Below are 11,498 nucleotides of genomic sequence, written 5' to 3'. Positions count from 1 at the left end.
ACCCATGAAGAAAACATACTTGTATTGGCTGCTGCTGCCAGGTCTGCTCTTTCTGGTGGTGTTCATGGTCATTCCGATTGTGTTGACGATCGGCTCGACCTTCGTACAGAACAGCTCATTCACCCTAGAAGGCTATCTCCATTTCTTCAAGGACCCCTATTTTCTGAAAATATTGCTGACTACGCTGGAAGTCAGTGTCGTTACGACGCTCGTATGCGTACTGCTCGGCTTCCCGACAGCTTATTATATTTCGCAAAAGGCCCCACGACGTAAAGGGATTTTGCTGGCCTTGGCTATCTTTCCCTTACTGACCAGTCCGGTGGTACGGTCATTTAGCTGGATGGTCATTCTGGGTCGCAAGGGGCTGCTAAATAACGTGCTCATCGGTTTAGGACTCGTGGATGAGCCGCTGAATATTTTGTACACCCCGGCTGCGATGATTATTGGTCTCGTTCATTTGTTTTTACCGCTGATGATTATTTCACTGATTGGTGTACTCGAAAATATCGACGGTGATCTTGTTCATGCTGCTCAGAGCCTCGGTGCATCACGTTTCAGTGCATTCCGTAAAATTGTGTTTCCGCTGTCTGTACCGGGCCTGATCATTGGAAGCATTCTCGTTTTCGTGGGCAGCCTGACTGCATATACGACACCAGCACTACTTGGAGGAAAACAGCGCGTCATTGCTACATTTTTGTATCAAAATGCGATGACGCTAAACGACTGGTTTTTAGCTTCTGTTATTGCAACAATTATGATTGTTATTACATTTATCGTGGTCGGTCTCTTAAATAAGGCGGCCCATAAACTCAATCCGAAGGGGTAGGTGGATATGCGGGAGAAACATTACGGACTAGGCTTCTTTAGCCTGCTGGTCTTCATCTTTCTGCTCGGTCCGCTGTTGATCATATCGGTCACTTCTTTCGAGCCGGGCACGGTATTAAAATTCCCTCCGCAGGGCTTTTCCTTGCACTGGTATCAAAATATTTTTGAAGTGGACCTATTTATGTCCACATTCAAAACGTCGATTGTTGTCTCTTTGCTGGGTAACATCTTGGCGCTGCTGATCGGTATGCCTGCCGCTTATGCGCTTAGTCGTTTTTCGTTCCGCGGGAAGGATGCGCTGAATGCTCTGTTCCTTTCCCCGCTGCTCATACCGGGTATTGTGCTGGGCTTTACGCTGCTGCGATATCTGATCATTGTTTACCATTTACCGGTATACGCAGGACTGTTGATCGGGCATACGGTGATTATGCTGCCGTTCATTATCCGGGTCATTGCGTCCAGCTTGTCCAACTTTGATTTTGCGATTGAGGAAGCAGCGCTCAGCTTGGGAGCCGGACGGCTGGAAACCTTTTTTAAGGTGGTTCTGCCCAACATCCGTTCGGGTATTATTGCGGCTATCCTGATTGCCTTTCTGGAATCATTCAACAATGTCGACATTTCCGTCTTTATGACAGGACCGGGATTCAGTACCCTGCCTATTCAAATGCTGACCTACGTCGAAAATTATTTTGATCCGACGATTGCAGCGATTTCAGTAATGCTGATGATATTGACCGGTATTCTGATGTTCTTGATTGAACGACTGATGGGATTGTCTTACTTCACTAAAAGGTAATGGAGGCTTCAACCATATGGCACTGCTTACTCTGGATCGCGTATCGGTCGCTTATGACAACCAACTGATCTTGCAGGATTTCGATTTGCAGCTCGAACGGGGACAATTGCTCTCGTTGCTCGGACCGAGTGGATGTGGCAAAACGACCACGCTTCGTCTGATTGCAGGATTTCTCGAAGCTAAACAAGGAACATTTTTGTTTGGCGATAAGGATTACACCCGGGTTCCGGTGAACAAACGGAATTTCGGTTTTGTATTCCAAAGCTATGCGCTTTTCCCACATTTGTCCGTTTTTGATAATGTTGCCTTTGGCCTGCGGTTGCGCAAGGTGAAGGAAGATGATGTAAAGCGCCGTGTTATGGCTATGCTAGATACGGTCAGTCTGGAGGGCTTTGAAAAGCGCTTCCCCGGCGAACTGTCAGGTGGTCAGCGTCAGCGTGTCGCGATTGCGCGGGCACTTGTGATTGAACCCGACCTGCTGTTATTTGATGAACCGCTGAGCAACTTGGATGCGAACCTGCGTGTGAATATGCGTGTGGAAATTCGCCGTATTCAACAGGAATTGGGGATTACCACCGTATACGTATCGCATGATCAGGAGGAATGTTTTTCGATTTCTGACCAGGTTGCGATTATGAATAAGGGGAACATCGAGCAATTAGATGCACCATCGACCATTTTTAAATATCCAACTACCGAATTTGTCGCCCGTTTTATTGGATTCAATAATTTCCTGTCTTTTGACGAGCGTGCTGAGGAGGGGGAACGAATTCGTCTGAGTACAAGCGATCTTTCGTTCAGTGTGGCCCGTAATCAGGGGACAGTCCAGCCGGGTGCCCGTCAAGGGGCTATTCGTCCGGATGATTTGGTTATCCGCACAGCAGGCAATGAGACTGGGGAAAATGAGCTTCCCGGCATCATTAAAGTGAGCACTTACCTGGGACGTAGCTATCAGTATGTGATAGAAACGGCGAAAGGAAGCTTCACCGCCAATCAGGAGATGGACACGCCTTACCTCAGTGGTCAACGGGTTACCCTGCATTTTCCGGCAGATAAAATGGTGCTGGTCCAATAATCAGCGGGTTCGACGAAGGAGATACATCATGCGTGCAGACAAAATGATTTTACAAGTTAAGGTGTATAACAGCTATTACAAGACGTTCGAGGAAGGCAATGTTGCTATACTTGACGGCAAGTTTATGTATATCGGTCAGCGTGGCCTAGAGTCGTTTGAAGTGAATGAAATTGTGGAAGGGCACGGGAAATATATGATTCCCGGCCTGATCGACATTCATCTGCATATCGAGAGTACAATGGTGACACCGGCAACCTTTTCCTATGGGCTCATTCGCAATGGGGTAACGACGATTGTACCGGAACCGCACGAAATGGCGAATGTTTTCGGATTGGAAGGCATTCAGGAAATGATGACGGCCAGTAAGGAGTGCGTAGCTGATATGTTCTATGGCATTCCAAGCTCGGTCCCGGCAACACCCATGGAGACCTCGGGTGGGGAGATTGATATTCCTGAGATTGAAACACTGTTGCAAACCGGTGAGATGATCTGCCTGGGTGAAATTATGAACTATGTGGATGTGATTCGTGACCCGGAGAGCAAGACCAATCGCATTTTACGCCATGTTCGTGAGCATTACCCGGAGCTGATCATTGAAGGGCATACGCCGCAGTTGCTTGATCTGGACCTGCATCAGTTGGTCTACGCGGGAATTGGCTCGGATCATACCCACCAAAGCATTGAAGGCATGAAGGCGCGTATGGCTGCGGGGATGTTCATCGAGATTCAGGAAAAATCCATGACCCCTGAAGTGATGGGGTATTTGATTCAGGAAGACGTGGCGCAGCATTTTTGCTTTGTAACGGACGATGTGATGCCGGATTCCTTCGTAGAGTGTGGGCATCTGAACCATATTGTAAGCAAAGCAATCGGGATGGGCATGAAGCCTGAGGATGCCATTTATGCAGCTACGTTTACTCCTGCTGCACGGATGCGAATGCATGACCGCGGAACTATTGCACCGGGAAAAATAGCTGACTTTGTACTGCTGTCTGATCTTGGTCAGTTTGATGTGGAGCAAGTCTATAAGGATGGACACAAGGTATTTGATAAATTCGAGGAATACCATCAGGCACCAGTAAAATGTCGCTTCCCCGCCCATTTTTATCAAAGTGTGAAGCTGAAGCCGCTCACGGAGCAGGATTTTACTGTAGAGCTGGATGTAGCGGATGGCACACATCAATGTCGTATTATGATGGTCAAGGACGGATCGACCTTTACGAGCGAACGAATTGCACCTGAGCAAGTGGCGAATGGTGAGCTGATGTGGGAACAGAGTGAACACGGGCTTATCGCTACTTTTGAGCGGTATGGCAAGAACGGTAACCGGGCCTACGGTTTGATCGGGGGAGACACGATTAAGCGCGGGGCGGTAGCAACCACGTATTCGCACGATAACCATAACTTGCTGGTCGTGGGGCATAACAAGCAGGATATGGTATTGGCCGCGAATACGGTTCTTTCTAGCCAAGGCGGCTTTTGTGTGGTTGAAAATGGCAAGGTGCTGTCCCATCTGCCGTTAACCGTAGGCGGGATTTTAACAGAAGGACCGCTGGAAATGGTAGCGGCCCACGTGAAGGAGCTGCGTTCTGCCTTGCTGTCGCTCGGCTATCGCCATTACAATCCAATCATGTCGCTGAGCACTCATTCTTTACCTGTCAGCCCGGCTTTGAAAATTACGGATCACGGCCTGATTGATGTAAACGCAGGCAAGATTGTACCCTTGATTGTGGACCTTTCGGAGATAAAAGAATAATAGTAGAGCCGACCCTCTTGCGGGTCGGCTTTTTTTTGAAGGATTTGATACTTCACGTAATCTTCATGATTAAGGCCTAATAAGCTCTTGCAAATAACTGAGCTAGTGTTATAATTAAAACAGGATTTAGATTAAGTCTAAATTAATTACTGAGTATTTATTGGAATCACGCATGAGATGTACAGGTTAATCAAACACTAATGTCAACGGGATTCAAGGCTTCACTCCAACTATACTATTGATGATCATGAGAGGGGAATTACACATGAGTACATTAAATCACACGAACGTTCAACCTACACAAGAGGCTATTCAAGAATTGCATAAGGCTTTGAACCGTCAGGTAGCTACCTGGTCGGTGTTGTACACGAAGCTGCATTATTTCCACTGGTACGTAAAAGGACCTCACTTCTTCACACTGCATGCTAAATTTGAGGAGCTTTATAATGAAGCGACAGCTAATCTGGACACTATTGCTGAACGTCTGTTGGCTATTGGCGGCCGTCCGGCTGCTACCTTGAAGGAGCACTTGCAACTGTCAGCCATTCAGGAATCCGCAGGTGAGCAGACAGCCGACGATATGGTGAAATCCGTGGTTGCGGATTTCAAAACCATCACGACTGAGCTGACTAACGGCATGGAAGCAGCGGATGCGGCACATGACAAAGCGACAGAGGATCTTCTTAATGGTCTGAGAGAAACGGTGGATAAACATATCTGGATGCTTAGCGCATATTTGGGATAAGCTTCTGGGAGGGATTCTCACGGATGTGAAGATCAGGTGAACAAGACACTCATCCCGTTGGTTCCAGACCGCCACTGGAGTATAATGACGGATAGGCGTGAAAGACAACGGGCTCATAAGTATGGAGAGCTGCCGGGATGGGGTATACGTATGGAAGTAAAGCAACAGCTTTTGCGTGAAGCAGAACAGTTTATATATACATGCTATGAGGAGCTGGGCCGAAGCCGCGAAGAAGCGGAGGCCCGGCTTCTTGATATTCGTCATGACATTGAAACTACAGGAACGTATGATCATACCTATGATGAGCTGGAGCATGGGGCACAGATGGCTTGGCGTAACAGTAATCGTTGTATCGGTCGTTTATTTTGGGACAAGCTTTTGGTAAGGGATGCCCGCGAGGCTTCGAGTATGGCAGAAGTCGTCCATGAGCTAGGGGAGCATATACGCATAGGCACAAATGGCGGTAAAATCAAGCCGACGCTTACCGTGTTTCGCTCGTCCAAGCCGGGCCAACCGGATATTCGCATTTGGAACCATCAATTGATTCGATATGCTGGCTATGAGACCGCTGAAGGGGTAATCGGGGACCCGATCTCGGTTGAATTCACAAATGCGTGCCGCCGCATGGGCTGGCAAGGAGCGATGACTCCCTTTGATGTATTGCCGCTGGTTGTGGAAGCAGGTGGACAGCCTCCCGAGCTGTTTGATATTCCCAAACATCTGGTATATGAGGTAACTATTGAACACCCGGAACTTCCGGGGTTGGCTTCGCTGGGTTTGCGCTGGTATGCCGTGCCTATGATTTCGGACATGACGCTGGAAATTGGCGGTATTATCTATACGGCAGCTCCTTTTAACGGCTGGTATATGGGGACAGAGATTGGTGCGCGTAATTTTGCCGATACCTTCCGTTATAATATGCTACCGCAGGTAGCTGAGCTGATGGGGCTGGATACTACCAGCGAAACGACATTATGGCGTGATCGGGCGCTGGTGGAGCTGAACAGTGCGGTGCTCTATTCTTTTAAAAAAGCGGGAGTCAGTATTGTCGATCACCATACGGCAGCTGCACAATTCCAGCTGTTTGAGGAACGGGAAGCCCAGGCGGGGCGTGCGCTCACAGGCGATTGGACATGGCTGATCCCGCCGTTATCTCCGGCGACCACGCATATTTTTCACAGTTCCTACGATAATCGGCTTGTAAAGCCGAATTTTGGAGTACAAGAGAAGCCGTATATGCCGAAGAAGCCCCAAGGCTGCCCTTTTCATTCTTAATCATGGAAAGCTTTAAGCATCGGAATCAGGTTCCGGCTTATCCCATGCAACGATAAATAGGGTAGCCAGTGGCCCAATCAATAATGAAAGCAAAAACCAGTTTAGCCCGCTCCGGTTTTTGGCCTGTGCCAGACCGGTGTTAATCAGGGCAAGTGTTCCCCAGCCTACGTAATATTGTTCTTGCATGTTGCCCTCCTTTTTTTAAAGGTATAATATCTTACTGTGCAATACATGAATACATTCATTATTCTATATGATTAGAGTACATTCAGCTTTTTCATATCATAAGTTTGAGGAGCGAAGCGGAGTTGGAAAGAAATCAGGCAGAGTGCATCGTCGCTGAGCTTTTGCAACGGGCTGATATAGGTGTGACGGTCAAGCTGGAGAAACGGTTTCCCGGCGGGCGGCTAATTGGGGGCAAATATGCCATGAATGCTCACGCCATTACGATGTATACAGACACGATTGAAACACAATGTATACAGATGTTCGGTAGCGCCGAACGAGCCGAGGAGTACTTTACGGTTGTGCTAGCGCATGAGATTGGGCACGCCGCTGATTCTGAGCTGCTTGATCTTTCCGATGCTTTGGAGCAGGAGAGCGGGTTAGGGACTCGACAACGGCTTGCGCTGCAAATTGAAGAAAACGCATGGAACTATGCGCTCAGATTGGTGCCGGAGATTGAGGAAACGTTTATTTCCGCCGTTATTGACGAGTCCTTGTTGGCCTATCGGGTCCCGGTTATGAAGCAGTCTGGCATTGCATAAGGATGATGATCCGAGAGCCGATAGGCTCGTTTTTTGTGTGGCGAGATCAAACGCGGGTAATTGGAACGATTCAAAGCAGAAGTTTTTTAAGCTGTGACACGCGTCCCTGAGACAATTCGAGCATCTCGGCCAATTCTTTTTGTGAAACATTAGGGTGCTCTTTCATGAGCTGTTTTAGTTTATGCAGGAGCTCAGTCTGATTTCTGTAATTCCTTCTTTTCTTGGGCTGAGCAGAACGTGTTTCGCCTAAATGACTGGAGGGATTATCGCTCTTTAGTTTCTCAATGCAATCGTTGCATATCAGATGATCTCTGAAGTAGCTCAGGTTATCTACGGCACCGCAAAAATAACAAGATACCCCTGTATATTTACGGATCATCAGGCCCTCGGGTGTAATAAAAAAATCAAGGGCATCTCCAATATTGATATTCATAGAATTGCGCAGCTCCTTGGGTAGCACGATGCGCCCCAGATGGTCTAATGGTCGTGTCATTCCTGTATTTTTCATTATTCATTTCCCCTTTCATAAATGCGCTTATCGGTGCAAAAATCGTAGGTTATGTATGTTGTAAAGTACAAAGCGCGTATACTGCAGTTTGAATTGTATTAGCTATGAACAAAAAAGAAGCTCCAGCATGACGAACAATGACGTCTGCCGGAGCGTGGTACAGCCCAATGAATCTAAGATGTCGAGTTAAACTATTGTGGGTTGGTTGTCCAAATACCGGCTACTTTTAATTGAACCCGCGAAGGCAGCTTCAATGCCGCCAATGTCAGATCGGCCATATCTTGTGGCTGAAGCATGCGGTCCTCGTCGCCAATCGGCAAACCTGCATTTGCCGCCAGTTCCGTATTGACTGTGCTTGGAGTCAGCGCGGTGACGCGAATGTTGGATTTGCGAACCTCCTGCATCAGTGCCTCCGTGAAGCCCATCAAAGCAAACTTCGAGGCGCAATACGCCGAGCCTGTCGCAAAGCCCCGTTCCCCTGCTGTGGAGGACACATTAATAATGTTGCCGCTCTGCTGAGCAAGCATGCTCGGAAGAACTGCGTGTGTGACATAATAGGTTCCCAGCAAATTCACGCGGATAATGCGTTCCCACTCTTCGGGGTCCATGTCTGCGACTGTGCCGAATGTAGCAATTCCTGCATTGTTGATCAAAATATCGACAGCGCCCAGCTCATGCTCCAGCGAGGCTACAGCCGCAGCGGCCTGTGCGCGATCGGATATATCCGCGATAGCGCTAACCACCTTCACGCCGTATGTACTCCCCAGCGAATCTTGCAGCTTTTGCAGGTCAGGTAGTGTGCGTGAGATTAATCCCAGGTTGACGCCTTCCTTGGCCAAGGCCTCAGCAATGGCTTTACCAATGCCTTTGGTGGCGCCTGTAATAATGGCTGTTTTATTTTTAAGTTCCATCCAGTCTCCTCCTTATGGCTACATATCATAGTTGTGCACTTAGGCACATGGTTATATTATACTAATTAAATTTCCCTGAACCAAATTTCAACTCCAACCAGGTCACGTAAGTTGCCTTGCTGCGATCTGAAGTGGAAAACTTCTTGCCATGGTCATGTTGGCTTATTTGGAAATAGCAATATTGCCTGAAGTCGTTTCGACCTTCATAACGTTGACACTACCGGGAACGGATTCGGGAGCATCTATGCTTCCTAAATCGGAGCGAACATTATAAATACCTTTAAAATCAGGAGCCTGCTTAATCCTCACATCACCGGAGTGTGAATCGACTTTCAAGTTGGCTGCGGTACGTTGTGTGATATTCGTACTACCGGAGGTCAGGGAAACTTGACCATTGCCGCTATAATCGCAAATTTTGGCATCCCCTGAAGTGAGGTGTAATTCCATATCTGCTGTAACCTGACTAGCCGTAAAATTGCCGGATGTTAACTTGGCGACCAAGCGGGTACTTTGGAGGTTTGAAATCTCGGCATTGCCTGAAGTGGCCGTGATGCTTGTATTTTGAATGGAAGCATCCTGTAGTTTTACGTTCCCCGAATGTACATCTGCCTGTAGCCCTTTCAGGGTTTCACCAGCGGGCATCTCTACTGTGATCATTTGTTTCAGCTCAGGAGAGATAGAGAAGAATGCCAGGGAAAGGGGTGGCTCAGATTGAATGAAAAGCTTACTGTTCTCAATTCGGGCATTATGAATCTGGTCGGCTACTTGCGTCTGAACTTCTCCACTCATGCGTATCGTGCCCTGCTCGCCGGAACCGGGAGTAAACACAATAGAGACATCATCAGAGCTATTCACTTTAAGATCCTGTAGCTGTCCGCGTGTGAACGTCCATGTTTTATCAATAGCTGTTATTTCCCGCATCGCTTGTTGATTCCATGGAGCACCGTAGGCCACCATCCCGACCACACCGATGATGATACATAGACCCGCTGCAATAAACCATTTTTTATTCATGTTACTCGTTAGCTCCCCTCAGGGTAGTCTGATTCCATTTCGAGTATCGAACGGTACCTCTGACCAGAAGGTTCAGAAGGTAGCGTACTCCAGGCAACAGGAATAGGCCAATCCCGGTCAACGTGATGGCAAAAAAGAATTTAGCGGGATAAAAGTTGCCGTTCAGCGCATAATCTGCGACAGCGAGAAGGGGGGCCGCTATGAAGCTGACTGCTGCTACGGCCAACGAAACCCATACTGCCCATAAAGAGGCTAAGACAGGAATGGAGATTAACAAATTAAGAAATAGCAGCCCCAAGAAAGTAAATAGATTGCGCGCGAAGCTTCCCTGGCGAAGCGGAGGAGGAGAGGTATTCCAGAGTGCGTTAGGATCATCCAGCGCTTCGCGAGCGATATCCTCGGGGTTGCCCAGTTCGCTGGCAATTTCGACTTCGCTTTTTCCATTCACCAGCCCATAGTCAAAATGCTGACTTAAATCACCAAGCAGCTCATTACGTTCCTCTGCGGGGAGAGGGGAGAGACGTTGCTCCACCTCTGTAAGAAACTGTTTTCTATTCATCGGGATTTCCTTCCTCCAGTAGGCTTGCGACATGATGGACAAATTCATTCCATTCCCGTGTAAGTATTCTTGTGTAATTGCTGCCTGCATCAGTCAGCCGATAATATTTACGCGGGGGTCCCTCGGTCGATTCCTGTAAATAAGTTGTACAGTATCCCTCTGATACCAGACGGCGAAGCAGCGGATATAAAGCTCCTTCGGCTACTTCGATATGACGGGAGACGGCCTGAGCCAGTTCGTAGCCGTAACGGTCCCTGCGCCCAATTAAAACAAGAACGCACAGTTCCAGCACCCCTTTTTTGAATTGGATGTTCACATTCATGATGAGCGGTGCTCCCTTCCTGGATGTTATCATTGCTTCATAGGTGTCGTTTGGAGTATGGGGGAGAAATGTGTGCTTGAGCATAAAATAGTTCAGGTACTAATCATAAATTAGTAGTCAGGTATAATTTAACATCATGTACTGATTAATGCAAGGTACTAAAAATTTAAAAATAGATCTACGGGCTCATTTTAGGAGTTTTCTTTTGCTTTTAGAGTCAGTGAGATAGGGAATGCTGTTGAAAAAAGTAGTTTTATTTAGAAATACGCCGAATCCTGGGGAATTTGCGGAAAGGGGCCCGCTTTAATTTCATTCATTAGGATGTTAAATTGTAAAATAAAGGTTCCATAGAGTTGAAGATCATTTCTTATGAAAAGGATGGGGCGAAGAATGAATTGGGAACGCTGGTATATGGAGCTGGATCAGGATGATGAGACTTGGGATGTATCGGAGGAAATCGTGCTTCGGGGCGCGATGCAGCTCCATTTTTGCGGACAGGACTCAGAGGTAGAGATAGAGTTTATGGTGTCCGCCGATTCCGAGGAAGAAGCGCAGGCTATAAGAGAGCCTAAGCAGGAGCAAAAAAAGACGTGGGAGCAATATATGGCACATGGGTCCGACATTCATCCTCATGTGCTGGAAGCGATACATCATTACTATGCAGGTATAGTGGAAAAGTACCGGAACGCTTATATCTCGTGGGGAGAAAATCCGGATGAATATGCGCCCTACGTGAAGGATTCGGCACAATTACTGGAATGGCTACAGCTCGTGTCTATACTGGTTCCTGACTCAACAGAAGAGGATGAGCTGTACTTGAATTTTAGCTGTTCATGGGATAGAGAGCATGGCTTGGGTGTGCATCTGAAGCAGGGACAACCCGAGCATATTCAAGGAGCTTATACATTATATGATTTGGAATAGAATCCCCTTCCGGCTTGCAGG

14 protein-coding genes are annotated in these 11,498 nt (G+C 47.6%); 8 read left to right on the top strand and 6 right to left on the bottom strand.

Going from position 1 to position 11,498, the window contains the following annotated elements:
* Positions 1-4 precede the first annotated feature (4 nt).
* The 6 genes from AC0WRU_RS23300 to AC0WRU_RS23275 all read left to right on the top strand — a co-directional run bounded on the left by AC0WRU_RS23300 (position 5) and on the right by AC0WRU_RS23275 (position 6,472).
* Entirely contained in the window at positions 5-826 is an 822-nt protein-coding gene (locus tag AC0WRU_RS23300) for an ABC transporter permease (protein ID WP_025683946.1), read from the top strand.
* A gap of 6 nt (positions 827-832) precedes the next feature.
* Entirely contained in the window at positions 833-1,621 is a 789-nt protein-coding gene (locus AC0WRU_RS23295) for an ABC transporter permease (RefSeq protein ID WP_476126489.1), read from the top strand.
* 16 nt (positions 1,622-1,637) lie between these two features.
* Positions 1,638-2,696, top strand: a complete 1,059-nt coding sequence (locus AC0WRU_RS23290) for an ABC transporter ATP-binding protein (protein ID WP_476126488.1) — start codon at positions 1,638-1,640, stop codon at positions 2,694-2,696.
* 28 nt (positions 2,697-2,724) lie between these two features.
* Positions 2,725-4,452, top strand: coding sequence for an adenine deaminase C-terminal domain-containing protein (locus AC0WRU_RS23285; RefSeq protein WP_476126486.1), 1,728 nt, complete (start codon positions 2,725-2,727; stop codon positions 4,450-4,452).
* 265 nt (positions 4,453-4,717) lie between these two features.
* Complete coding sequence (locus AC0WRU_RS23280; protein WP_476126485.1) at positions 4,718-5,197, top strand: Dps family protein; 480 nt, start codon at positions 4,718-4,720, stop codon at positions 5,195-5,197.
* Between the two features lie 150 nt (positions 5,198-5,347).
* On the top strand, positions 5,348-6,472 hold the full coding sequence (locus AC0WRU_RS23275; RefSeq protein WP_476126484.1) for a nitric oxide synthase oxygenase: 1,125 nt from the start codon (positions 5,348-5,350) through the stop codon (positions 6,470-6,472).
* 12 nt (positions 6,473-6,484) lie between these two features.
* Here the strand turns inward: AC0WRU_RS23275 and AC0WRU_RS23270 are convergent, their stop codons facing one another.
* Complete coding sequence (locus AC0WRU_RS23270; protein ID WP_476126483.1) at positions 6,485-6,658, bottom strand: hypothetical protein; 174 nt, start codon at positions 6,656-6,658, stop codon at positions 6,485-6,487.
* Positions 6,659-6,780: 122 nt separating this feature from the next.
* On the opposite strand from AC0WRU_RS23270, the gene AC0WRU_RS23265 reads away from it, so the two are divergent.
* Positions 6,781-7,239, top strand: a complete 459-nt coding sequence (locus tag AC0WRU_RS23265) for a hypothetical protein (protein ID WP_476126482.1) — start codon at positions 6,781-6,783, stop codon at positions 7,237-7,239.
* Between the two features lie 70 nt (positions 7,240-7,309).
* On the opposite strand, the gene AC0WRU_RS23260 is transcribed toward AC0WRU_RS23265, so the two are convergent.
* The 5 genes from AC0WRU_RS23260 to AC0WRU_RS23240 form a co-directional block, all read right to left on the bottom strand.
* Positions 7,310-7,747 carry an AbrB/MazE/SpoVT family DNA-binding domain-containing protein gene (locus tag AC0WRU_RS23260; protein ID WP_476126481.1) on the bottom strand — a complete coding sequence of 146 codons (438 nt, stop codon included), beginning with the start codon at positions 7,745-7,747 and terminating at the stop codon, positions 7,310-7,312.
* Between the two features lie 191 nt (positions 7,748-7,938).
* The gene (locus AC0WRU_RS23255) at positions 7,939-8,658 is read right to left on the bottom strand and encodes a 3-ketoacyl-ACP reductase (RefSeq protein ID WP_476126480.1); all 720 of its coding nucleotides are present in this window, start codon (positions 8,656-8,658) and stop codon (positions 7,939-7,941) included.
* Between the two features lie 162 nt (positions 8,659-8,820).
* Positions 8,821-9,672 (bottom strand): DUF4097 family beta strand repeat-containing protein, encoded by an 852-nt coding sequence (locus AC0WRU_RS23250; RefSeq protein ID WP_476126479.1) that lies wholly within the window; start codon positions 9,670-9,672, stop codon positions 8,821-8,823.
* A 1-nt stretch (position 9,673) separates the two neighbouring features.
* Positions 9,674-10,231, bottom strand: a complete 558-nt coding sequence (locus AC0WRU_RS23245; protein ID WP_476126478.1) for a DUF1700 domain-containing protein — start codon at positions 10,229-10,231, stop codon at positions 9,674-9,676.
* Positions 10,224-10,553 (bottom strand): PadR family transcriptional regulator, encoded by a 330-nt coding sequence (locus AC0WRU_RS23240; RefSeq protein ID WP_014278596.1) that lies wholly within the window; start codon positions 10,551-10,553, stop codon positions 10,224-10,226. The genes AC0WRU_RS23245 and AC0WRU_RS23240 overlap by 8 nt, the downstream gene beginning before the upstream one ends.
* Positions 10,554-10,943: 390 nt before the next feature.
* Between AC0WRU_RS23240 and AC0WRU_RS23235 the strand changes: the two genes are divergently transcribed.
* Positions 10,944-11,477, top strand: a complete 534-nt coding sequence (locus AC0WRU_RS23235) for a DUF6985 domain-containing protein (RefSeq protein ID WP_476126477.1) — start codon at positions 10,944-10,946, stop codon at positions 11,475-11,477.
* The last annotated feature ends 21 nt before the right edge of the window (positions 11,478-11,498 follow it).

This window comes from Paenibacillus sp. 1-8, assembly GCF_056316205.1.
The sequence above is the reverse complement of the archived record's forward strand: the minus strand, read 5'-3'. Positions and strand labels throughout refer to the sequence as shown.